General features: G+C 52.1%; 23 protein-coding genes and 1 other annotated feature. Of the genes, 21 read left to right on the top strand and 2 right to left on the bottom strand.

Annotated features, from left to right (window positions below; all coding sequences use genetic code 11):
- Nucleotides 1-104 precede the first annotated feature (104 nt).
- The 15 genes from FPZ45_RS23120 (at nucleotide 105) to tuf (ending at nucleotide 18,695) form a co-directional block, all read left to right on the top strand.
- On the top strand, nucleotides 105-1,532 hold the full coding sequence (locus FPZ45_RS23120) for an aldehyde dehydrogenase family protein (RefSeq protein ID WP_246120553.1): 1,428 nt from the start codon (nucleotides 105-107) through the stop codon (nucleotides 1,530-1,532).
- 324 nt (nucleotides 1,533-1,856) lie between these two features.
- On the top strand, nucleotides 1,857-2,006 hold the full coding sequence (rpmG, locus tag FPZ45_RS23115; protein WP_094050645.1) for a 50S ribosomal protein L33: 150 nt from the start codon (nucleotides 1,857-1,859) through the stop codon (nucleotides 2,004-2,006).
- A gap of 18 nt (nucleotides 2,007-2,024) precedes the next feature.
- On the top strand, nucleotides 2,025-2,234 hold the full coding sequence (gene secE / locus FPZ45_RS23110; protein WP_144706961.1) for a preprotein translocase subunit SecE: 210 nt from the start codon (nucleotides 2,025-2,027) through the stop codon (nucleotides 2,232-2,234).
- Between the two features lie 25 nt (nucleotides 2,235-2,259).
- Nucleotides 2,260-2,793: a transcription termination/antitermination protein NusG gene (gene nusG, locus FPZ45_RS23105; RefSeq protein WP_144706959.1), complete on the top strand. Its 534-nt coding sequence runs from the start codon at nucleotides 2,260-2,262 to the stop codon at nucleotides 2,791-2,793.
- 86 nt (nucleotides 2,794-2,879) lie between these two features.
- Nucleotides 2,880-3,305, top strand: coding sequence for a 50S ribosomal protein L11 (gene rplK / locus FPZ45_RS23100; RefSeq protein ID WP_144706957.1), 426 nt, complete (start codon nucleotides 2,880-2,882; stop codon nucleotides 3,303-3,305).
- A 124-nt stretch (nucleotides 3,306-3,429) separates the two neighbouring features.
- Nucleotides 3,430-4,122, top strand: a complete 693-nt coding sequence (rplA, locus tag FPZ45_RS23095) for a 50S ribosomal protein L1 (protein WP_144706955.1) — start codon at nucleotides 3,430-3,432, stop codon at nucleotides 4,120-4,122.
- Between the two features lie 68 nt (nucleotides 4,123-4,190).
- Nucleotides 4,191-4,413: a sequence feature (ribosomal protein L10 leader region), on the top strand.
- Nucleotides 4,414-4,466: 53 nt separating this feature from the next.
- On the top strand, nucleotides 4,467-4,967 hold the full coding sequence (gene rplJ, locus FPZ45_RS23090) for a 50S ribosomal protein L10 (protein ID WP_144706953.1): 501 nt from the start codon (nucleotides 4,467-4,469) through the stop codon (nucleotides 4,965-4,967).
- 58 nt (nucleotides 4,968-5,025) lie between these two features.
- Nucleotides 5,026-5,391: a 50S ribosomal protein L7/L12 gene (gene rplL, locus FPZ45_RS23085; protein WP_144706951.1), complete on the top strand. Its 366-nt coding sequence runs from the start codon at nucleotides 5,026-5,028 to the stop codon at nucleotides 5,389-5,391.
- A 108-nt stretch (nucleotides 5,392-5,499) separates the two neighbouring features.
- Nucleotides 5,500-6,114 carry a class I SAM-dependent methyltransferase gene (locus FPZ45_RS23080; protein WP_144706950.1) on the top strand — a complete coding sequence of 205 codons (615 nt, stop codon included), beginning with the start codon at nucleotides 5,500-5,502 and terminating at the stop codon, nucleotides 6,112-6,114.
- Between the two features lie 245 nt (nucleotides 6,115-6,359).
- Entirely contained in the window at nucleotides 6,360-9,905 is a 3,546-nt protein-coding gene (rpoB, locus tag FPZ45_RS23075; protein WP_144706948.1) for a DNA-directed RNA polymerase subunit beta, read from the top strand.
- Between the two features lie 125 nt (nucleotides 9,906-10,030).
- Nucleotides 10,031-13,654, top strand: coding sequence for a DNA-directed RNA polymerase subunit beta' (rpoC, locus tag FPZ45_RS23070; protein ID WP_144706946.1), 3,624 nt, complete (start codon nucleotides 10,031-10,033; stop codon nucleotides 13,652-13,654).
- Nucleotides 13,655-14,336: 682 nt separating this feature from the next.
- The gene (rpsL, locus tag FPZ45_RS23065) at nucleotides 14,337-14,759 is read left to right on the top strand and encodes a 30S ribosomal protein S12 (RefSeq protein ID WP_144706944.1); all 423 of its coding nucleotides are present in this window, start codon (nucleotides 14,337-14,339) and stop codon (nucleotides 14,757-14,759) included.
- Nucleotides 14,760-14,818: 59 nt separating this feature from the next.
- Nucleotides 14,819-15,289 carry a 30S ribosomal protein S7 gene (rpsG, locus tag FPZ45_RS23060; RefSeq protein WP_144706942.1) on the top strand — a complete coding sequence of 157 codons (471 nt, stop codon included), beginning with the start codon at nucleotides 14,819-14,821 and terminating at the stop codon, nucleotides 15,287-15,289.
- A gap of 38 nt (nucleotides 15,290-15,327) precedes the next feature.
- Nucleotides 15,328-17,400, top strand: coding sequence for an elongation factor G (fusA, locus tag FPZ45_RS23055; RefSeq protein ID WP_144706940.1), 2,073 nt, complete (start codon nucleotides 15,328-15,330; stop codon nucleotides 17,398-17,400).
- A 101-nt stretch (nucleotides 17,401-17,501) separates the two neighbouring features.
- Entirely contained in the window at nucleotides 17,502-18,695 is a 1,194-nt protein-coding gene (tuf, locus tag FPZ45_RS23050; protein ID WP_144706938.1) for an elongation factor Tu, read from the top strand.
- 64 nt (nucleotides 18,696-18,759) lie between these two features.
- Here the strand turns inward: tuf and FPZ45_RS23045 are convergent, their stop codons facing one another.
- Together FPZ45_RS23045 and FPZ45_RS23040 are read right to left on the bottom strand one after the other, a co-directional pair.
- On the bottom strand, nucleotides 18,760-19,338 hold the full coding sequence (locus tag FPZ45_RS23045; protein ID WP_246120556.1) for a YitT family protein: 579 nt from the start codon (nucleotides 19,336-19,338) through the stop codon (nucleotides 18,760-18,762).
- A 164-nt stretch (nucleotides 19,339-19,502) separates the two neighbouring features.
- Nucleotides 19,503-19,709, bottom strand: coding sequence for a DUF1657 domain-containing protein (locus tag FPZ45_RS23040; protein ID WP_144706935.1), 207 nt, complete (start codon nucleotides 19,707-19,709; stop codon nucleotides 19,503-19,505).
- A 195-nt stretch (nucleotides 19,710-19,904) separates the two neighbouring features.
- On the opposite strand from FPZ45_RS23040, the gene FPZ45_RS23035 reads away from it, so the two are divergent.
- From FPZ45_RS23035 to rplC, 6 genes are all read left to right on the top strand, one after another.
- Nucleotides 19,905-20,765 carry a DUF421 domain-containing protein gene (locus FPZ45_RS23035; protein ID WP_144706933.1) on the top strand — a complete coding sequence of 287 codons (861 nt, stop codon included), beginning with the start codon at nucleotides 19,905-19,907 and terminating at the stop codon, nucleotides 20,763-20,765.
- A gap of 12 nt (nucleotides 20,766-20,777) precedes the next feature.
- Nucleotides 20,778-21,263: a stage V sporulation protein AC gene (gene spoVAC, locus FPZ45_RS23030; protein WP_144706931.1), complete on the top strand. Its 486-nt coding sequence runs from the start codon at nucleotides 20,778-20,780 to the stop codon at nucleotides 21,261-21,263.
- 2 nt (nucleotides 21,264-21,265) lie between these two features.
- Nucleotides 21,266-22,282, top strand: a complete 1,017-nt coding sequence (gene spoVAD, locus FPZ45_RS23025; RefSeq protein ID WP_144706929.1) for a stage V sporulation protein AD — start codon at nucleotides 21,266-21,268, stop codon at nucleotides 22,280-22,282.
- A complete protein-coding gene (gene spoVAE, locus FPZ45_RS23020; protein WP_144706927.1) occupies nucleotides 22,279-22,629 on the top strand; it encodes a stage V sporulation protein AE in 351 nt (116 codons plus the stop codon). The genes spoVAD and spoVAE overlap by 4 nt, the downstream gene beginning before the upstream one ends.
- A 288-nt stretch (nucleotides 22,630-22,917) precedes the next feature.
- Nucleotides 22,918-23,226, top strand: coding sequence for a 30S ribosomal protein S10 (rpsJ, locus tag FPZ45_RS23015; RefSeq protein WP_116065558.1), 309 nt, complete (start codon nucleotides 22,918-22,920; stop codon nucleotides 23,224-23,226).
- A gap of 41 nt (nucleotides 23,227-23,267) precedes the next feature.
- On the top strand, nucleotides 23,268-23,894 hold the full coding sequence (gene rplC, locus FPZ45_RS23010) for a 50S ribosomal protein L3 (protein WP_144706925.1): 627 nt from the start codon (nucleotides 23,268-23,270) through the stop codon (nucleotides 23,892-23,894).
- Nucleotides 23,895-23,907: the final 13 nt, after the last annotated feature.

Here is a 23,907-nt window from a genome sequence, read left to right as displayed (position 1 = left end):
GGACTGAACAAGACGGCAGCCGCCCTACGAGCTGCTTTTTTAATTTTTATTAGGGAAACTACATTCTGTTCCCAGGCCGTTGCGAAATAAGGAGGAGGGAGCTCGTGAGAAAGCATTTGTTTATCGGGGGAGAATGGCGCGAGGCGAAGAAATATCAATCGCTGCGTTCTCCGTATACGGGGGAGACCCTCGCCGAGATTCCCGTCGCGGACGAAGAGGAAACGGACGAAGCGATTCTAGCAGCCTATGAAGCCAGAGCCGTTATGGCGCGCATGCCGGCTCATGAAAGAGCCGCGATCCTGGAGAAGCTCGCCTCGTTGTTGGAGATAAGATCGGACGAAGCGGCGCGCCTGCTTGCGCTCGAGGCGGCGAAACCCGTTACGACGGGTAAAGCCGAGATCGCCCGCACCGTGCAGACGTACAAGTTCGCCGCCGAAGAAGCCAAAAGAATCCACGGCGAGACGATTCCGATGGATGCCGCTCCGGGGGGAGAAGGCAGAATAGCATACACCGTGCGAGAGCCGACAGGCGTGATCGGGGCGATTACGCCTTTCAACTTCCCTTTTAATCTGGTCGCCCACAAGATCGGTCCAGCGATCGCGGCTGGCAACACGATCGTATTGAAGCCGGCTTCGCAGACGCCATTGTCCGCCTATTTCATCGCCGAGCTCCTGCAGGAGGCGGGGTTGCCGGCGGGCGCGCTGAATATCGTTCCCGGGCCGGGCGGCGTCGTCGGCAACCGGATCGTGGAGGACGATCGGGTTGCGATGGTGACCTTTACGGGAAGCCCCGAAGTGGGCATCGGCATCCGCAACAAAGCGGGGCTTAAACGGGTTACGCTGGAGCTGGGCTCGAACGCGGCCCTGATCGTCGACAAGGACGTCGATCCGGATGCGATCGTGCCGCGATGCGTAACGGGGGCGTTCTCCAATCAGGGGCAAGTCTGCATTTCCTTGCAGCGCATTTACGTGCACGAAGAAATTTACGAGAGTTTCGTAAGCAAGTTCGCCGAAGCGGCCGGCAAGCTCAAGCAAGGCGATCCCCTCGATCCGCTGACCGATCTGTCCGCGCTCATCTCCGGCAGGGAATCGGAACGGGCTTTGTCATGGATCGAAGAAGCGGTCTCCGGCGGCGCCCGCGTTCTGACGGGCGGAACGATCAAAGACGGCGTGCTAGGGCCGACGGTCATTACGGAAGCGGCCCGCGAGCTCAAGGTCGTCTGCCGGGAGGCGTTCGCGCCTATCGTCGTGATCGGCAAAGTCAAGTCCGTGGAAGAGGCGATCGATCAGGTGAACGATTCGAGATACGGACTTCAGGCCGGCATCTACACGAAAGATCTGAATACCGCACTGTTCGCGGCTGAGCAGCTGCGCGTAGGCGGCGTGATCATCAATGACATTCCGACTTTTCGGGTCGATCATATGCCTTACGGCGGCGTGAAGGAAAGCGGAACGGGACGGGAAGGCGTCAAGTACGCGGTCGAGGAAATGACAGAGATGAAACTTGTCGTCATTAACAAGCAACGGCTATAAAGAAGAATCCTCTCTATCGGAATTCATCGGCTGCAAAAGTATTTTGGGTGCGAATGGTTAAATAGAGCGTAATTTGGAAGAATGGTATTAGGCGGGTTGCGACGGTTTTCGTTGACATCGATTTCCCCCTGTGATAAATTATTTTAGTAACCTTAACGTGGTTTCTTATGCGCTGGCTCTGAATCATCGGCGAAACACCAGGAATTGTTGTCTTGATGGCGTGCCATTGGGACGCAATTTCAAACTCAGCCTTGGTTCGCCAAGCTGGAGTTTCCGCCGAATGGTTGTATTTTTATGAAGTCATGATCCCGGGAGGTGGAAGGGATGCGGGTGATCATCACGCTGGCTTGCACAAGCTGCAAGCAACGGAACTACACGTCGAGCAAGAATAAACGGACTCACGCCGATCGCATCGAGTTGAAGAAGTTCTGCAAATTTTGCAATGAACATACTCCTCATCGCGAAACGCGCTAACTCCTAGGAGGTATGAACGTGACTTTCCTGGCCAAAATGAAACAAAACTTTGGGTCCTTTTTTTCGTTTTTTGCCGATAGCTGGAACGAACTAAAGAAAGTCCGTTGGCCCAACCGGAAAGAACTCGTTAGCTACACAGTCATCGTCATCGTGACCGTGATTCTGGTAACGATCTACTTCTGGGTGCTGGACATCGGTATTTCATCCCTCGTCGATATGATCATCTGACGCAGGAACCAAAGGTGGCTTTTCCATGGAGAAGAGATGGTATGTAGTGCACACGTACTCCGGATACGAGAACAAGGTTAAAGCGAATCTGGAGAAACGCGTGGAATCTATGGGTATGCAAGACAAAATCTTCCGCGTGCTTGTTCCGATGGAAGAAGAGATCGTCAACAAGGACGGCAAGAAAAAGTCGGTTATGCGCAAAGTATATCCTGGCTATGTTCTTGTGGAGATGATCCAAACGGACGATTCTTGGTATGTGGTGCGCAACACTCCGGGCGTAACCGGATTTGTCGGCTCCACAGGTTCGGGATCGAAACCGACGGCTCTGCTGCCGGATGAAGTGGAAGGCATTCTGCGTCATATGGGCATGGACGAGCCAAAGCCGGTCGTCGAGTACGAACTGAAAGAGAACGTTCGCGTCAAAGTCGGACCTTTCGCTAATTTCGTCGGGTCCATCGAAGAGATTCTGCCCGACAAGAGCAAGCTTAAGGTTCATGTCAACATGTTTGGCAGGGAAACCCCGGTTGAGTTGGATTTCACTCAAGTGGAGAAGGTATAAGTATCTTTGAAGTATTGGGTTTCTTGAAAGAGCGGGAGGAACGAGAGTTCCGTTAAACCGCATTATGGGTCAGGGAGGTGTGCAACATGGCAAAGAAAGTCATCAAGCTGGTAAAGTTGCAAGTTAATGCGGGTAAAGCGAACCCTGCGCCGCCGATCGGTCCTGCGCTTGGTCAAGCTGGCGTTAACATCATGCAATTCTGTAAAGAGTTCAATGCTCGCACTGCGGATCAAGCGGGTCTGGTCATTCCAGTCGTTATCTCCGTATTCGAGGATCGTTCCTTTACGTTCGAGACGAAGACGCCTCCGGCAGCGGTATTGCTTCGCGTCGCAGCAGGTATCCAAAAAGGATCCGGCGAGCCGAACAAGAAGAAAGTCGCTACTGTGAAACGCGCCAAAGTACGCGAAATCGCTGAGCAAAAAATGCAAGACTTGAATGCGGCATCCGTTGAAGCGGCTATGCGCATGGTCGAAGGTACTGCCCGCAGCATGGGCGTTACGATCGAAGACTAATCGTCGCTGTCCTTGAGATAGCGCGGAGCGGTTCGCTTGAACCGCGCGTGGGAGGAGATCCTGTCGTTCCCGTTCCCGGGAACTTGGATTGAAACCGTTAAAACCACAAAAGGAGGAGAACAACTTGGCTAAACACGGTAAGAAGTACAATGAGTCCGCAAAGCTGATCGACCGCGACGCAACCTACGAATCGTTGGAAGCGATCGAGCTCGTGAAGAAAGCGGCAACGGCCAAATTCGACGAAACCGTCGAAGCTGCCGTCCGTCTCGGCGTCGATCCGAGAAAGCAAGACCAAGCAGTGCGTGGCGTAGTCGTCCTGCCTCACGGCACCGGCAAAACGCAACGCGTCCTCGTATTCGCAAAAGGCGAAAAGCTGAAAGAAGCTGAAGCTGCTGGAGCGGACTACGTAGGGGATGCCGACCTCATCAACAAAATCCAACAAGGATGGTTCGAGTTCGACGTCTGCGTCGCTACTCCGGACATGATGGGCGAAGTTGGTAAACTCGGCCGTATTCTCGGGGGTAAAGGTTTGATGCCTAACCCTAAGGCGGGCACCGTAACGAACGATGTTGCGAAAGCAATCGCCGAGATCAAAGCCGGTAAAATCGAATACCGTCTGGATAAGCAAGGACAAATTCACGCTCCGATCGGCAAGGTATCGTTCGACGCTGAGAAGCTCAACGACAACCTGAAAGCTCTGATCGACGCGTTGAACCGCGCAAAACCAGCATCCTCCAAAGGTATTTACCTGAAGAACATCGCGGTATCCTCGACGATGGGACCAGGCGCTCGCGTTAACGCGGCGGCATATCGCTAATCCTTCCGGATAGCTGGCAACAAACGGTCTTTGACATTGGATGGCCTTCGTGGTAATCTGATGGAGTTGACAAATGAATATGGATACCGTAGACCGTAGGTGCTATCGTGCTACCGCTACCCGGCGTCGATCGACGCGTGTCGGTAGTCACAGGGGCATGAGAGCTTAATTTCCTACCGAGGTGTGTGAATAGAGCTTTTCTTGTATGCCGGGCGTCATGTGCGCCCCTGCGTAGAAGCGAGATCGTGCCATGCCTCCGCAACGTCTGCGGAGGCATTTCTTATGTCTTCGGGAACGAGCGGGACAACATACGGTTCTATTCTAATCTATAGGAGGTGTACACAATGGCAAATGCGAAAATCATTCAAGCGAAACAGCAGGAAGTCGATGCGATCGCAACGAAACTGCGCGAAAGCAGCAGCACTGTTGTGGCCGACTATCGCGGCCTGAACGTCGCGGAAGTGACCCTACTTCGCAAGCAATTGCGCGAAGCCGGCATTGAATTCCAAGTGTTGAAAAACTCCTTGGTTAGCCGTGCTGCGGCAAGCGCCGACTTGAACGATCTGGATTCCGTTCTGACAGGCCCTACAGCCGTTGCTTTCAGCAGCGACGCAGTAGCTCCTGCCAAAATTTTGAGCGACTTCGCTAAGAAGAACGACGCGCTCAAAATCAAAGGCGGTATCGTAGATGGGCGTTTCTATGACGCTGCTGAAATGAAGGCTCTTGCAGAGCTTCCTTCCCGCGAAGGCTTGCTCTCCATGTTGCTTAGCGTTCTGCAAGCTCCAGTTCGCAACTTCGCGCTCGCTGTCAAAGCGGTGTCGGAGAAGAACGAAGCAAGCGCGTAATTCAATCAATCATCAAAATAAGAAGATCATATGATCTCAATACATGGAGGAATATCAAATGAGCAAAGAGCAAATCTTGGAAGCCATCAAAACGATGACTGTTCTTGAACTGAACGATCTGGTAAAAGCAATCGAAGAAGAATTCGGCGTAACGGCTGCAGCTCCTGTTGCTGTAATCGCAGGCGGCGGAGCTGGTGAAGCTGCTGCTGAACAATCCGAGTTCGACGTTATTCTTACGGATGCTGGCGCATCCAAGATCAACGTTATCAAAGCAGTTCGCGAAATCACAGGCCTTGGTCTGAAAGAAGCGAAAGACCTCGTAGACAACGCACCAAAACCGATCAAAGAAAAAGCTTCTAAAGAAGAAGCAGAAGCTCTTAAAGCTAAGCTTGAAGAAGCTGGCGCTAAAGTAGAAGTGAAGTAAGAAGCGGATCGTCAAACCCCTTGAAGATTTTCTTCGAGGGGTTTGTTCATATGGAAACTTGATCATGCTTAATAAAGGGCATCCTATCAGAATTGTGGAGGAGCTTGGGTGAACGATCATTACTATTCAGCTAAGCCTAAGTCGGCAAGCAACCGACAGGCGTTCGAGACAGAGCTTCGTGCAAATCGTTTGCGATTGACGTCGGACGCTGGCGTGTTTTCGCGGGACGGGGTGGACTACGGCAGCCGGGTGCTCATCGAGCACATGGAGATTCCGCGCGATGCGCGGGTACTCGACATTGGTTGTGGATACGGTCCGATCGGATTGATCGCTGCCCGCCTTGCGCCGCAAGGACATGTAAAGCTGATCGACATTAACGAGCGTGCCGTCGAACTGGCGAGGTTAAACGCGGAAGCGAACGGAATACGGAACGTCTCCTTCGCGCAGAGCGATCTGTACCGCGCGGTGGAAGACGAGACCTTCGACGCGATTCTGTCCAATCCGCCGATAAGAGCGGGGAAAGCGGTCGTGCATCAATTGTTCGCGGAAGCCTGGGACCGGCTCAATCCGGGAGGATCGCTCTGGATCGTCATCCAGAACAAGCAAGGAGCTCCTTCGGCAAGGGCAAAACTGGAAGAAATTTTCGGTGAGGAAGAAGTCCGCGAAGTCGCTAAGGATAAGGGATTTCGGATTTATAGAGCGATAAGGAAAAATGGGAATTAAAAAATTTGACTTGACATTTTCGCTGTGGTATTATTAAAAAATGTCAGTATTAGGATGGGCTAATTGTCTTCAACACAATAAACCAGTAAGCCCCTGTTTTTTCCCAGGAATAAATTCATGTCGGTTGGCGTATAATGGGTTTGTTTTGGGGTTGAGGCAGGGTGAGGTGCCATTGTGCCGCCTACCGGCGCATAAGGGCTTTTCTTTATTTATGTGTTGAAGCAGACTTAAGGGGTGAGGTTAAGTTGGCAGGACATCTTGTTCAGTATGGCCGTCGTACGCGGCGCAGCTACGCCCGCATTAATGAAGTGTTGGACGTTCCGAACTTGATCGAGATCCAGCAGCAATCGTACCAGAAGTTTTTGGACGAGGGTTTGCGGGAGATTTTTCAGGACATTTCGCCGATCTCGGATTTTACCGGAAATCTGGTGCTTGAGTTTATCGACTACAGCCTTGGCGAACCGAAGTATTCGGTCGACGAATCGAAGGAACGCGACGTCACTTATGCGGCTCCGCTTCGCGTTAAAGTTCGGTTATTTAATAAAGAAACCGGCGAGGTTAAGGAACAGGAAGTATTCATGGGCGACTTCCCGCTCATGACCGAGACGGGCACGTTCATTATCAATGGCGCGGAACGCGTTATTGTCAGTCAATTGGTGCGCTCCCCGAGTGTCTACTTCAGTACGAAGGTTGACAAGAACGGTAAGAAGAATTACACGGCTACTATCATTCCGAATCGCGGCGCATGGCTTGAGCTTGAGACGGATGCTAAAGATATCATATACGTACGGATCGACCGTACGCGCAAGATTCCGGTAACGGTACTTCTTCGCGCGCTCGGATTCGGAACCGATGCGGAAATTTTGGAATTGCTCGGACAAGACGAGTATATCCGGAATACGCTTGAGAAGGACAACACGGACTCGACCGAGAAGGCGCTGATCGAGATCTACGAACGCCTTCGTCCGGGCGAACCGCCGACGCTCGAGAACGCGCGCAGCTTGCTGATCGCCCGTTTCTTCGATCCTAAGCGATACGATCTAGCTAACGTTGGCCGTTACAAAGTCAACAAAAAATTGCACATCAAGAACCGCTTGTTTAATCAGCGTCTCGCGGAAACGCTCGTCGATCCTTCGACGGGTGAGATCATCGCCGAAGCCGGTCAGATGATCGACCGCAGGCTGCTCGATCAAATTCTTCCGATGCTGGAGAAAAACGTCGGCTTCAAGAACTATCGCGTCGCAGGCGGTATCTACGAAACCGAAGATATTCCGTTGCAAGCGATCAGCGTGTTCTCGCCGATTGAAGACGGCAAGGTCGTCAAAGTTATCTCCAACGGCATCATCGATAAATCGGTGAAGAACATTACGCCGGCGGATATCATTTCGTCGATCAACTATTTCATGAACCTGTTGCAGGCAATCGGCAACACGGACGACATCGACCACTTGGGCAACCGTCGTCTTCGTTCCGTCGGCGAACTGCTGCAGAACCAGTTCCGTATCGGATTATCCCGTATGGAACGTGTCGTTCGCGAACGTATGTCGATTCAGGATCAGAACGCGATCACGCCGCAAGCGCTGATCAATATTCGTCCTGTTATCGCGGCCATTAAGGAGTTTTTCGGATCTTCCCAATTGTCCCAGTTCATGGACCAGACGAACCCGTTGGCTGAATTGACGCATAAGCGCCGTCTGTCTGCGCTCGGGCCTGGTGGTTTGACGCGTGAACGCGCGGGCTTCGAAGTCCGGGACGTTCACAACTCCCACTATGGACGCATGTGTCCGATCGAGACGCCGGAAGGACCGAACATCGGTCTGATCAACTCCTTGTCTTCGTTCGCGAGAATCAACGAGTACGGCTTCATCGAAGCACCGTATCGTAAAGTAGATCCTAATACGAACCGGGTTACGGAAGAGATCGTTTATATGACCGCGGACGAAGAGGACAACTACATTATCGCGCAAGCGAACGCGAGGTTGAACCCGGACGGCTCGTTCGAAGATGAGACTACTATCGTTCGCTACAACAAGCAAACGGATAATATCTTGACGATGCCGAGCGATCGGGTCGACTACATGGACGTATCTCCTAAGCAAGTCGTATCGGTTGCGACCGCGATGATCCCGTTCCTCGAGAACGATGACTCCAACCGCGCGCTCATGGGATCGAACATGCAACGTCAAGCCGTTCCGCTGCTCATCCCGGAAGCGCCGTTCGTCGGCACGGGCATGGAGCACAAGTCCGCGAAGGACTCTGGGGTATGTATTGTATCCAAATATGACGGTTATATTGAACGAGTTTCTGCCAATGAAATCCAACTGCGTCGCGTCGAGACGATCGACGGCAAGGAAGTCAAAGGCGATATCGTGAAATACAAGCTTCAGAAATTTATGCGTTCCAACCAAGGAACGTGCATTAACCAAAGACCGCTCGTTCGTCGCGGCGACGTCATCAAGAAAGGTGACATTATGGCCGACGGTCCTTCCACAGACACAGGCGAATTGGCGCTCGGACGCAACGTCGTCGTCGCCTTCATGACTTGGGAAGGTTACAACTACGAGGATGCGATCCTGCTGTCCGAGAAATTGGTTCGCGAAGACGTCTACACTTCGATTCACATCGAAGAATACGAGTCCGAAGCGCGCGATACGAAGCTCGGGCCTGAAGAAATTACACGCGACATCCCGAATGTCGGCGAGGACGCGCTTCGCAACCTCGACGAGCGCGGCATCATCCGCGTGGGCGCGGAGATCAGTGCCGGTGATATCCTCGTAGGCAAAGTCACTCCGAAAGGGGTAACGGAGCTGACGGCGGAAGAACGCTTGCTGCACGCCATCTTCGGAGAGAAAGCTCGCGAAGTTCGCGATACTTCCCTTCGCGTACCGCACGGTACGGACGGAATCGTTGTCGACGTGAAAGTGTTCACGCGCGAGAACGGCGACGAATTGCCGCCTGGCGTTAACCAATTGGTTCGTGCTTATATCGCTCAGAAGCGTAAGATTTCCGAAGGCGATAAGATGGCCGGACGCCATGGTAACAAAGGGGTTATCGCTCGTATTTTGCCGGAAGAGGATATGCCTTTCCTGCCGGATGGAACGCCTGTTCAAGTCGTTCTGAACCCGCTGGGGGTTCCTTCCCGGATGAACATCGGTCAAGTGCTTGAAGTTCACTTGGGAATGGCGTGTAAGCTGCTCGGCATTCATGCCGCTACGCCTGTATTCGACGGAGCGACAGAGTTCGACGTCTTCGATACGATGGAAGAAGCCGGCATGGCTCGTAACGGCAAATGGCGCCTGCGCGACGGACGCACGGGCGAATTGTTCGAACGCGAAGTTACGGTCGGCGTCATGTATATGATCAAGCTGGCTCACATGGTCGACGACAAAATCCATGCCCGTTCTACGGGGCCATACTCGCTCGTTACGCAACAGCCTCTGGGCGGTAAAGCCCAGTTCGGCGGACAGCGCTTCGGGGAGATGGAAGTATGGGCGCTCGAGGCCTACGGCGCAGCCTACACGCTGCAAGAAATATTGACCGTCAAATCCGATGACGTCGTCGGTCGCGTCAAAACCTACGAATCGATCGTCAAAGGCGAGAACGTACCGGAGCCGGGCGTTCCGGAATCGTTCAAGGTTTTGATCAAGGAGCTTCAAAGCTTGGGCATGGACGTGAAAATCTTGTCCGGCGACGAGCAAGAGATCGAAATGAAGGAAATGGACGACGAAGACGATGCCGCGGGAGATAAGCTGAATCTGAACCTCGAAGGTTCCGAAGTCGGTGTCGAATAAGGTTATCGGCCCGGCGCATCACTGATGTCGCCGGGCGGTAATTACAATACCAGTCGCATACGCCGGGCCTGCGGGGCCGTCGTTAAGATCCGAAATCTTAGCAACGATGAAGGAGGGCTTGCTCCTTGTTAGACGTCAATAACTTTGAGTTTATGAAGATCGGCTTGGCTTCGCCTGACAAAATCCGTTCCTGGTCGAGAGGCGAAGTCAAAAAACCGGAAACGATAAACTACCGGACGCTGAAGCCGGAAAAAGAAGGCTTGTTCTGCGAGAAGATTTTCGGACCAACTAAGGACTGGGAATGTCATTGCGGCAAGTATAAGAGAGTTCGTTATAAAGGCGTCGTCTGCGACCGCTGCGGCGTCGAAGTGACGCGCGCGAAGGTTCGCCGCGAACGGATGGGCCACATTGAGCTCGCCGCTCCGGTATCGCATATCTGGTACTTCAAAGGGATTCCTAGCCGCATGGGTTTGGCGCTCGATATGTCTCCGCGTTCTCTCGAGGAGATTATCTACTTCGCATCCTATGTCGTTACAGATCCGGGCGATACGCCTCTTGAGAAAAAACAATTGCTCTCCGAGAAAGAATATCGCAGCTATCGCGACAAATACGGTTACGCATTCCATGCTGGCATGGGCGCGGAAGCTGTTAAGAAGCTGCTGCAGGATATCGATCTCGACCGTGAGTTGGACACCCTTAAGGAAGAACTTCGCACGGCTCAAGGCCAACGCCGCAACCGCGCGATCAAACGTCTGGAAGTCATCGAGTCTTTCCGCAACTCCGGCAACTTGCCGGATTGGATGATCCTCGATGTGCTTCCAGTTATCCCTCCGGAATTGCGTCCAATGGTTCAATTGGACGGCGGACGTTTCGCGACGAGCGATTTGAACGACCTCTATCGTCGCGTTATTAACCGGAACAATCGGTTGAAGCGTCTGCTCGATCTCGGAGCTCCTGACATTATCGTTCAGAACGAGAAACGGATGCTCCAAGAAGCCGTTGACGCGTTGATCGACAACGGTCGCCGAGGCCGTCCGGTAACGGGTCCGGGTAACCGTCCTTTGAAATCTCTCAGCCATATGCTGAAAGGGAAACAAGGACGTTTCCGTCAGAACTTGCTCGGTAAACGGGTCGACTACTCTGGCCGTTCCGTTATCGTCGTAGGTCCGAGCCTCAGAATGTATCAATGCGGTCTTCCGAAGGAAATGGCACTTGAGCTGTTCAAACCTTTCGTTATGAAAGAGCTCGTGCTTAAAGGACTTGCGCATAACATCAAGAGTGCGAAACGCAAAGTCGAACGCGTCAGCCCGGAAGTCTGGGACGTGCTAGAGGAAGTCATCAAAGAACATCCGGTGCTTCTGAACCGTGCGCCAACGCTTCACAGGCTCGGCATCCAAGCTTTCGAACCGATTCTGGTCGAAGGCCGCGCGATCAAGCTTCACCCTCTCGTCTGTACGGCGTATAATGCCGACTTCGACGGAGACCAGATGGCGGTTCACGTTCCGCTGTCCGCAGAAGCTCAAGCGGAAGCTCGCTTGCTAATGCTCGCTGCGGGCAACATCTTGAACCCTAAAGACGGTAAGCCTGTCGTCACTCCGTCCCAGGATATGGTACTCGGTTGCTATTATCTGACGATGGACAACAATAAGGCATACGGTACCGGGATTCGCTTTACGAACGTCAACGAAGCGATCTCCGCTTACCAACGCGGCACCGAGGGAATTTCCCTTCACGCTCGCGTCGTCATTCCGGTAAGAGAGCTTAAGAAGAAAACCTTCACGCCGGAACAGCAGGAAGCTCTGATCGTGACGACGATCGGTAAAATCATCTTTAACGAAATTTTCCCGGATACGTTCCCTTACATTAACGAGGCGACGAAAGAAAACCTCATTAAAGGTACGCCGGATAAATATTTCATCTACGAAAAAGGCGCCGACATCTCGAAGTTCATCGAAGATCCGGCCATCCCTGGAGCCGTGGGCAAAGAATATTTGGGCAACATCATCGGCGAATGCTTCCGCATTTACCATACGACCCAAACCTCGGTCATCCTGGACAACATCAAGCAACTCGGATTCACGTACTCGACTCGTGCCGGCATCACCATCGGCGTATCCGACGTAATCGTTCCTCAGGAAAAAGAAGAAATCCTGAAGAAATCCGAAGAGCGCGTTAAAGTCGTGACGACGCAATACCGTCGCGGTCTGATCACGAACGAAGAGCGTCGTGACCGCGTTATCGAGATCTGGAGCAAGACGAAGGACGAGATTACGGACATTCTGATGAAGTCCATGGATCGTTACAACAGCATCATGCTGATGGTAGATTCCAAAGCGCGGGGTAACAAATCGCAAATCACCCAACTGGGCGGAATGCGGGGCCTGATGGCCAACCCGTCCGGACGGATCATCGAGTTGCCGATCAAATCGAACTTCCGCGAAGGCCTCACCGTATTGGAGTACTTTATCTCCACGCACGGAGCGCGTAAAGGTCTGGCGGATACGGCGCTTCGGACAGCTGACTCGGGTTACTTGACTCGTCGTCTCGTCGACGTCGCGCAAGACGTAATCGTTCGCGAGGACGATTGCGGCACGGATAAGGGTATTACCGTCGCTCGGATCGAAGACGGCAAGGAAGTCATCGAGGACCTGTTCGACCGTATCGAAGGCCGTTACGTATTCGAGACGGTGCGTCATCCGGAGACGAAAGAAATTATCGCGCATCGCAACGATCTGATCGACACGCCGTTAGCGGAAGAGATCATACGCGCGGGAATCAAGAGCATTCAGATCCGTTCCGTGCTTAGCTGCCGCGCTCGTCATGGCGTATGTAAGCTTTGCTATGGACGCAACCTGGCAACCGGTAAAAAAGTCGAGATCGGCGAATCCGTCGGCATTATCGCCGCTCAGTCGATCGGCGAACCGGGAACGCAGCTCACGATGCGTACGTTCCACACCGGCGGTGTTGCCGGAGACGATATTACGCAAGGTTTGCCTCGTATTCAGGAGCTGTTCGAAGCCCGGAATCCGAAAGGTCAAGCGATCATTTCCGAACTCGACGGCGTCGTCAAGGAAATTCGCGAGACGAAGGACCGCCGCGAGATCGAGCTCCAGGGCGAATCGGAATCGAAGATCTATCCTGTCAGCTACGGATCGCGTATTCGCGTCGTACAAGGCCAACATGTCGAAGCCGGCGACGAACTGACGGACGGTTCTATCGATCCGAAAGAGATGCTGCGCATCAAAGGCATCCGCGGCGTACAGAACTATATTCTGCAAGAAGTTCAGCGCGTTTACCGTAACCAAGGCGTTGAAATCAACGATAAGCATATCGAAGTCATGATCAAGCAGATGCTGCGCAAAATCCGCATCGTCGATCCAGGCGACACAACCTTGTTGCCGGGCGCGTTCGTGGATCTTCACGAATACGAAGCGGCTAACCGCGAAGCAATCCTTTCCGATAAGGAACCGGCGGTCGCACGTCCGGTACTGCTCGGGATCACGAAAGCGTCGCTTGAAACCGACTCGTTCCTGTCTGCGGCGTCTTTCCAAGAGACGACTCGTGTTCTGACCGATGCAGCCATCAAAGGCAAAGTCGACAGATTGCTCGGTCTCAAGGAGAACGTTATTATCGGGAAACTCATTCCGGCAGGTACGGGGATGGCACGTTACCGCAATATCAAAGTCGTATCGCCGTTTGACGAACCGACAGATGAAGCGGCCGAGCTTGAGCCAGTTGGCGCGGAATAAGATATGTGAAAATGGCGGTACAGGGAGTTATCCCTGTACCGCTATTTTGTTATAATGGACCGGGTACCGGCGCTACTTCGGCTTTCATCCCGCGTAAGGGTCTGTCAGACCGTAAGAGCGATGAAACTCCGCCATTCGTCCCTCGTAAGGGTCTGTCAGACCGCATCGGCGTAACAGAACTAGGAGTCGTCGCATAGACAATTCGAGCAAAATCGGCAGCAAGAGCAAATAATGACGAAATGAAGGACAAGTGGATAACTCATGCGCATTTACCGCCAACATTCGCGAGAATAGACGTCTTTTTGCTACCGCATTGAAGATCTTATGAGAAAAGTTTATCTCAAAAAAAGAACGGCGAATTTCGTAGTTTTGGGTTCTTGACACACCCATATCGAAGTGATAATATGTTCTAGTGTGTGCCAGACGTACGTCGTTCTGACGTGCGAGGATACGGTGCGGACCTAGACGAAGAGTGCGACATGAGATCGTTGCGGCTTACGCCATAACGATTGGAGAATAGGATAGACGGGTTTGATTCGGCATAGTCTCTTGAGGGAAGGTGTCGGTCGAGCCCTTTCTCGTCTCTTAAAATGAACCACCTGGATCTGTGGGCTTCGCAGCTGAGTATCGATCAGATCGTTTACTCATTCTTTTTTACCCATCATGGGAAGGGGGTGGCAGCATGCCAACAATTAACCAACTCGTTCGTAAAGGCCGTCAATCGAAGGTCGTGAAATCGAAATCGCCTGCACTTCAAAGAGGATTCAATGCTCTCAAACGCGTAGAAACCGACTTGAGCGCCCCGCAAAAACGCGGTGTTTGCACTCGTGTAGGAACGATGACGCCGAAAAAACCGAACTCCGCACTTCGTAAATATGCGCGTGTACGCTTGACTAACCGTGTAGAGGTTACCGCTTATATCGGCGGTATCGGACACAACCTGCAAGAGCACAGCGTCGTTCTCGTGCGCGGAGGCCGGGTTAAGGACCTTCCGGGTGTTCGTTATCACATCGTTCGCGGAGCATTGGATACCGCTGGTGTTAACAACCGGATGCAAGCTCGTTCCAAATACGGTACGAAAAGACCGAAAGCAAAAAAATCCTAATAGGCGGAAAAGCGATCTAATCGCCTGAAGCCGATACGAATGAGAAAGGAGGAACCTTGATGCCACGCAAAGGACCGGTTCCGAAACGGGATGTACTCCCGGACCCGCTATACAATAGCAAGCTTGTGACTCGCCTTGTTAACCGTATTATGATCGACGGTAAAAGAAGCGTAGCGCAACAATTGCTGTACGATGCATTCAAATTGATTCAAGAGCGCTCCGGCAAAGATCCGATGGAGGTCTTTGAAGCAGCGATCAAGAATATTATGCCGGTACTTGAAGTTAAAGCACGCCGCGTAGGTGGTGCCAACTATCAAGTTCCGATCGAAGTTAAGCCTGAACGTCGCACGTCCCTAGGACTGCGCTGGCTCGTCAACTACTCCCGCAACCGCGGCGAGAAGACGATGGAAGAGCGTTTGGCTGCTGAAATTCTGGATGCTTCCAACAACACTGGAGCAGCCGTCAAAAAACGTGAGGACACTCACAAAATGGCGGAAGCGAACAAAGCGTTCGCTCACTACCGCTGGTAGGATCACGAAGCTATACATTTTGAAGGGAGACTATATTTATGGCTAGAGAGTTCTCCTTGAAAAATACGCGCAACATCGGGATTATGGCGCACATTGATGCGGGTAAAACCACGACGACTGAACGGATCTTGTTCTTTACCGGTAAGACTCACAAAATCGGAGAAGTGCACGAAGGCGCTGCGACGATGGACTGGATGGAACAAGAGCAAGAGCGCGGCATCACGATCACGTCTGCCGCGACGACCGCTCAGTGGAATGGCCACCGTATCAATATTATCGACACACCGGGTCACGTAGACTTTACGGTCGAAGTCGAGCGCTCCCTGCGCGTATTGGATGGGGCCGTTGGCGTTTTTAGCGCCAAAGAAGGCGTAGAGCCGCAATCCGAGACGGTATGGCGTCAAGCTGACCGTTACGGCGTACCGCGGATCGCGTATGTCAACAAAATGGATATCATCGGTGCAGACTATCTCAACGTTATTAACGCCATGAGAGAGCGTTTGAACGCGAATGCTGTAGCGATTCAGTATCCAATGGGTGCGGAAGATTCGTTCGTGGGCATGATTGACATTATCGAGCGCGTAGCTTACAAGTACACGGACGATAAAGGCAAGGCTCCGGACGAAATCGAAATTCCTGCAGAATATGCGGATAAAGTCGAAGAGCTGCGCAACATTCTCGTAGAGAAGGTTGCTGAGCTTGACGAAGAGCTGACGATGAAGTATCTGGAAGGCGAAGAGCTTACCGTTGCTGAAATCAAAGCTGCTCTGCGTAAAGGCGTCTGCGAAGTGAAAATCTTCCCGGTCGTCTGCGGTACTTCTTATCGTAACAAAGGAATTCAGCCGATGCTGAATGCCGTTGTCGACTACTTGCCTGCTCCAATCGACGTTCCGGACATCAAGGGTATCCTTGACGACGGTACGGAAACGACTCGCAAGTCTTCCGACGATGAGCCGTTCTCGGCTCTCGCATTCAAAATCATGACTGACCCTTATGTGGGTCGTCTGACTTTCTTCCGCGTTTACTCCGGCGTGCTGAACTCCGGTTCCTACGTCATCAACGCGACGAAAGGCAAACGCGAGCGTATCGGACGTATTCTCCAAATGCACGCGAACAGCCGTCAAGAGATCGACATCGTATACTCCGGAGATATTGCTGCGGCAGTAGGTCTGAAAGATACGACGACTGGCGACACGCTGTGCGACGAGAAGAACCCGGTTATTCTCGAGTCCATGAACTTCCCAGAGCCGGTTATCCAGCTCGCGGTTGAGCCGAAAACAAAAGCTGACCAAGACAAAATGGGTATCGCTTTGCAGAAGCTGGCTGAAGAAGATCCTACCTTCCGTGCACATACGGATGAAGAGACTGGTCAAACGATCATCTCCGGGATGGGTGAGCTTCACCTTGAAATTCTCGTAGACCGTATGCTTCGCGAATTCAAAGTCGAGACGAACGTCGGTAAGCCACAGGTTGCTTATCGCGAAACGTTCCGTCAAACTGCGAAAGTCGAAGGCAAATTCGTTCGTCAATCCGGCGGACGCGGTCAATACGGCCACGTCTGGATCGAGTTCGAGCCATTGGAGCCGGGTACCGGTTTCCAATTCGAGAACAAGGTCGTCGGCGGCGTCGTACCGCGCGAATATATCGCTCCGGTACAAGCGGGTATCGAAGAGTCGATGAAGAACGGCGTAATCGCTGGCTTCCCACTCGTAGATATCAAAGCAACGATTTTCGACGGATCTTACCACGACGTCGATTCCTCGGAGATGGCGTTCAAAATTGCCGGATCGATGGCGCTTAAAGCAGCGAAGGACAAATGTAATCCTGTGTTGCTTGAGCCAATCATGAAGGTTGAAGTAACGGTTCCCGAAGAGTACTTCGGCGATGTTATGGGCATGCTGAGCTCCCGCCGCGGACGCATCGAAGGATCAGATATGCGTTTCGGCGCACAGATCGTTCGTGCGAAGGTGCCGTTGGCAGAGATGTTCGGATACTCCACAACTCTTCGTTCCGGTACGCAAGGACGCGGCGTATTCTCGATGGAGCTGTCGCACTACGAGGAAGTTCCTAGATCGATCTCCGAAGAGATCATTTCGAAGAGCAAAGGCTAATTGTTCGCTGAAAGTGGACGGGGCGAGGAGCGCCTAGCGCGACCCTCCCGCGTCATCAAATAAAATTAAATCCTTTTTCCTATTAAGGAGGAACAGTAACCATGGCTAAGGCTAAGTTCGAACGTAATAAACCGCATATTAACATCGGTACGATCGGTCACGTTGACCACGGCAAAACGACGACGACGGCTGCGATCACTTCCGTATTGAACAAAAAATACGGCAGCGGTGCTGCTGTAGCATTCGACCAAATCGACAAAGCTCCAGAAGAGCGCGAGCGCGGAATCACGATCTCCACAGCTCACGTTGAGTACGAGACGCCTAACCGTCACTACGCTCACGTTGACTGCCCAGGACACGCTGACTATGTTAAAAACATGATCACGGGTGCTGCTCAAATGGACGGCGCTATCCTGGTTGTATCCGCTGCTGACGGCCCAATGCCGCAAACGCGCGAGCACATCCTGCTTTCCCGTCAAGTAGGCGTTCCTTACATCGTCGTATACCTGAACAAATGCGACATGGTTGAAGATGACGAGTTGCTTGAACTGGTTGAAATGGAAGTTCGTGACCTGTTGACTGAGTATGAGTTCCCAGGCGACGACACTCCAATCATCCGTGGTGCTTCCCGTGAAGCTTTGGCTAATCCGGACGGCCCTTGGGCTGACAGAATCGTTGAGCTGTTCGAAGAAATCGAGAAGTACATCCCGGTTCCAGAGCGCGCAACTGACAAGCCTTTCTTGATGCCAGTCGAGGACGTGTTCACGATCACTGGTCGTGGTACAGTTGCTACTGGCCGTGTTGAGCGTGGTATCATCAAAGTCGGCGACGAAGCTGAAATCATCGGTTTGCAAGAAGAAACTCGCAAATCCGTTGTTACAGGCGTAGAAATGTTCCGTAAATTGCTCGACCAAGCTCAAGCTGGCGACAACATCGGCGCATTGCTTCGCGGCGTTGACCGTAAAGATATCGAGCGTGGTCAAGTTCTGGCAAAGCCAGGTTCCGTTAAGCCTCACACGGAATTCACTGCTCAAATCTACGTTCTGACACAAGCAGAAGGTGGACGTCACAAGCCTTTCTTCACAGGCTACCGTCCTCAATTCTATTTCCGTACGACTGACGTTACGGGTATCATCAACCTGCCGGAAGGCACGGAAATGGTTATGCCTGGCGATAACATCACGGTTACGGTTCAACTGATCTCCCCAATCGCAATCGAAGAAGGAACTCGCTTCTCGATCCGCGAAGGCGGCCGTACTGTAGGCGCTGGAGCAGTTGCTTCCATCCAAAAGTAATAGGCATTACGCCAAAAACCGTTCAGCTCTTGCTGAACGGTTTTTTTTGCTTTTTGCAGCGATCTCAATAATCGAAAAACCTGCTCGTATATAAACTCGTAGCCAAACCGCCGGTCGTGACCGTGGCAATGGAAAGGAAAAAAGTATCCAAGGAAAAGATCAAGCCGCCGATTCCGACCACTATCGCGTCCATTATGAGGATCAGCACCCCAACGTTAAGTCGCAGTCGAGGAGCGAGCAGTTTCGCTAGAAGATCGATACCGCCAGCGCTCGTGTCGTTTCTTAATAAGATGCCGAACCCGATTCCGATCAAGACGCCTCCTACCATTGCCGCCGCGTACGGGTGATCGTGAACGATGGGTCCCAAAGGCTCGTAAGGTTCGAATAAGTCGATCAAATACGAGAGAAACACCATGCCGAATAGGCTGTGAAAGAACATACCGCGAGCTCTCATCCATGTATAAATAAAAACGGGAAGGCTTAACGATATCAGAATCATCCCGGGTCTCGCTTTGAATAGATAGTTTCCGATAAGCGCCAAACCGATAAAGCCTCCGTCTAATGCCTTGATCGGCATGACGAAGAAATCGATCCCGATTGCGATAAGCAAGCACCCAATGAAGATCGTAACGATTTTATGCATGGACAACAAGCCGGACCACTCCTCCGAGACAAGGCCTGTCTTATCTATATGGCAGAAAGATTGGCTTGATGAACAGTCTCTTGAGCGGATGAACAGGAAAATAAAAAGGAGGGCTCGCGCCCTCCGGAATTTTCAATATGAGTTAAGCGACCGAACGTGGAGCCTCAGAAGCCTTTGTACTGAGGTTCTTCGCTTTCCAACTGCTGAATTCGGCTTTCGACTTGCTGCACGATTTGCTCGGCTTGTCCTGCCGCGTTCGTGAATAACGTTTTTGCCTCCTGATTTTGCGTTGACAAGGCAAAAGTTTCAAGACTTGCTTGTGCGCTTTTCAGCGAAGCGAGGCATGTTTTTACGTCGGATGCTACTGTCAAGGGTATCACCTCCAATCTGAAATGAACGTGTATATTATCCATATCGGGATCCGCTTTTATTCATCGACGGGTCAGCTAATTGTTTCATTTTTTATCCTCTAGAGGAAATCGATTACTCTTCGTCCTGTTCATAATACAGGCGTTTTTAACAAACAATTGATAACGTTAAAGCCTTTGGACAGAGGAGGATTAGACGTGGCGGACGGACTTCAAATCGCGATACGGACCTTGTTGGCCGTAGTCGTGCTTTTCACCATTACGAAAATATTGGGCAAAAGACAGGTTTCACAGCTTTCCCTGTTCGAGTACATTACCGGAATCACGCTGGGAAATCTCGTTGCTTACGTGTCCATGGATCTGAATACCGAATGGTACTTAGGCCTCATCGCGTTGGGGGTATGGTCTCTTGTATCTCTCGGCATAGAGTTTCTGCAATTGAAAAGTAAGAAAATGCGCGATTTCCTGGAAAGCAAAGGCCGCGTGCTCATAAAAGACGGTAAAGTGCTCGAAGACAATCTGAAGAAGGAACGGCTGACGACCGACGAACTGATGGAGCAGTTGCGTAAAAAGATGGCGTTCCGAGTCGCGGATGTCGAATTCGCGATTATGGAATCGAGCGGGGATATCAACGTGCTGCTGACCCGCGAGAATCAACCGATCACCGCCAGGCATCTCGGAATTAAGGTCGGGCCGGAACAGGAACCTCAGGCGGTCGTTATGGATGGCAAAGTTATGGACGAGCCATTAGCGACGATGGGGCTGAGCCGGGAATGGCTGAACAAGGAGATGGAGAAGATTGGCGTAACCGTAGAGAACATCTACTTGGGACAGGTTGATACGTATGGCGAATTCTACGTGGATTTGTATGACGACCAGATCAAAGTGCCCATCCCACAAGAAAAAGCGTCTCTGTTCTCGATTTTGAAAAAATGCGAAGCCGATCTGATGTTGTTCGGATTGACGACTAGGAATAAAAAGGCCAAAGAGATGTACGAACGATGCGCTGCGCAGATGGTGGGGATTATAGAGGATCTTAGACCCGTACTTCAGCGGTAGAGGAGCGTATTTATGTCGAACAACAAAAAAAAGAAACTCACTCCCGTCCAACAGGAGTACAAAGAGCTTTCCGATAAGCGGGAACCGGCACGACCCGTTTTGAAAAACTGCGTTCGCGCCTTTCTCGTTGGCGGAACGATCTGCCTGATCGGTCAAGCGATAACGGATATGTTCGTGCGTTGGGGAGGGTTCGATAGAGAGAAGGCGGCTAACCCAACGGTGGCGGTATTGATATTGTTATCCGTCATTTTAACCAGCCTAGGCATCTACGACAAAATCGCGCAATGGGCTGGCGCGGGTACTGCCGTTCCAGTAACGGGATTCGCCAATTCGATGGCTTCAGAAGCCATCGAATCTCGCAGCGAAGGGATAGTGCTCGGCGTCGGAGGGAAAATGTTTACGCTGGCAGGTCCCGTCATCGTATTCGGCACCGTGGCCGCGTTTGTCGTCGGGATTCTGCATTTCATATTTAATCCGAATGGGGCGGGAGGACATTAAGGATGCTGCAAGGCCACCAAAGCTGGGTATTCGAGAATCGTCCGAGGATTAAAGGCACGGCGACGGTCGTCGGGCCATTCGAAGGACAAGGCCCGCTCGCGAACGATTTCGATATCATTCACGGCGAGCCCACTCTGGGACAGGATAGCTGGGAGAAAGCGGAGAAGACGCTGCTGGAGGAGGCCTCCAAACTAGCGATGGAGAATGCGGGGGTAACAGCCGGCCAGGTGCAGTTCTTTATCGGCGGGGACTTGATGAACCAAATCATCAGCACAAGCTTCGCGGCCCGAACGCTGTCTATTCCTTATCTCGGAATTTTCGGCGCTTGCTCGACTTCGATGGAAGGTCTGGCTATCGCGGCTAATCTCGTCAATTCGGGTTCGGCCAAGCACGCGCTCGCTACCGCTTGCAGCCATAACTCCTCCGTCGAGAAGCAGTTTCGTTATCCGACCGAATACGGGTCGCAAAAACCACCGACCGCGCAATATACGGTCACGGGAGCAGGAGCTTGCGTATTGTCCCATGAGGGAGATGGGTTTGCGGTCACTTCGGCGACGATCGGAAGGGTCATTGACATGGGGCTTACCGACCCCTTCAACATGGGTGCCGCGATGGCGCCTGCCGCGGTTGATACGATCCAGGCGCATCTGCGCGACATGAGAATCGAGCCGGGGTATTATGATTTGATCGTCACCGGCGATCTCTCCAAGATCGGATATGAGATAGCATGCGATCTGTTCGCCAAGCACAAGGTTCCAATGCATCAGACGACTTTTTCCGACTGCGGCATGATGATCTACAACTACGATCACCAGCAAGTTCAGGCTGGCGCAAGCGGCTGCGGCTGTTCCGCGGTGGTCACCTATGGACATCTATTGAACCGCATGCGTAAGGGTGAATTGAAGCGAATACTTGTCGTCGCAACGGGAGCGCTGCTGTCCCCCTTGTCCTTCCAGCAAGGTGAAACGATACCCTGCATCGCTCATGCGGTATCCATCGAGAGCGAGGGAACGTTATGATCTATCTCTGGGCCTTCGTGATCGGCGGCGCAATCTGTATTATCGGTCAAATCTGTTTCGACGTCATCAAACTGACGCCCGCCCATACGATGTCGCTACTAGTTGTGCTCGGAGCGGTGCTGGACGGCGTTGGCCTGTACGAGCCGCTGATTAAATTTGCCGGCGCCGGAGCGACCGTGCCGATCACGAGCTTCGGTAATGCGCTTGTACACGGTGCGTTGGAGGAACTGCAGAAGGACGGCTGGATCGGAGTCATCACCGGAATCTTCAAAGTGACCAGCGCAGGAATATCCGCGGCGATCATCTTCTCGTTCTTCGCGGCATTGTTAGTCAGACCCAAAGGTTAGAAAGCTTCATTATATAGTGCCGGTTTCCTTATTTAATGAAGGAAGCCGGCACTTTTGCCGTGCGCGGATAGGTGCATGAATAAAAATGAAAAAAGCAGAAAATTATTTGTTGCAATCGTGTAGGCAGATCGCTATAATAGTGAATGTTGGTCTGTGACTGTGCGATGATGCGAGAGGTTGCCGACACACCCGGCCCCTTTGCCATTAAGGGAGCTAACAAGTGAAGTTGGGTTATTCTCGTGGAGTATGTCCGATTCCAAAATTGGGCGAATGAAGGAGGGAATTCTTATGGCAAAGCAAAAAATCCGTATCCGTTTGAAAGCCTACGATCACCGTGTGCTGGATCAATCCGCGGAGAAAATCGTAGAAACGGCAAAACGTACTGGTGCAGGTGTCTCCGGTCCGATTCCGTTGCCGACTGAAAAGCAGATCATCACGATCCTGCGTGCGGTCCACAAATACAAGGACTCGCGTGAACAGTTCGAAATGCGTACGCACAAGCGTTTGATTGATATCGTCAATCCAACGCCGCAAACGGTAGACGCGCTGATGCGTCTGGATCTGCCGTCTGGCGTCGATATCGAAATCAAACTGTAATAGTGCTTTAAATTAGATCGATCAAGAAAAGAGGTGTCAACATGTCAGGAATCTTGGGACGTAAACTCGGAATGACGCAAATCTTCGCAGCTGACGGAAGTGTAGTGCCTGTTACTGTAGTCGAAGCGACTCCGAACATCGTTTTGCAAAAGAAAACTGTGGATAACGACGGATACGAAGCAGTTCAGCTCGGCTTCGCGGACAAACGCGAAAAGCTAGCTACCAAACCAGCCATCGGTCACGCTAAAAAAGCGGGCACGGCACCCAAGCGCTTCATCCGTGAAGTTAGCGGACTTACGCCAGCAGAAGTTGAAGTTGGTCAAGAACTTAAAGTTGACCAATTCTCCGAAGGCGATATTGTTGACGTGACGGGGATTTCCAAAGGTAAAGGAACCGCAGGTGCGATTAAACGCTGGGGCTTTGCTCGCGGTAAAATGACGCACGGTTCGAAATTCCACCGCGGTAACGGCTCGCTCGCGACGATTCGCGACGCAAACCGCGTACCAAAGGGTAAAAAAATGCACGGTCGCATGGGCGGCGAGACGATCACGGTTCAAAACCTGGAAGTCGTCAAAGTCGACTTGGAACGCAACGTGCTGCTGATTAAGGGCTCCGTACCGGGCGCTCGCAAAGGCTATCTCGAAATCCGCACAGCGGTGAAGAAATAATTCGTAACGTAAG

The sequence above is a fragment of the Cohnella terricola genome (assembly GCF_007786475.1).
GTDB classification, from domain to species: Bacteria; Bacillota; Bacilli; order Paenibacillales; family Paenibacillaceae; genus Cohnella; species Cohnella terricola.
The sequence above is the reverse complement of the archived record's forward strand: the minus strand, read 5'-3'. Positions and strand labels throughout refer to the sequence as shown.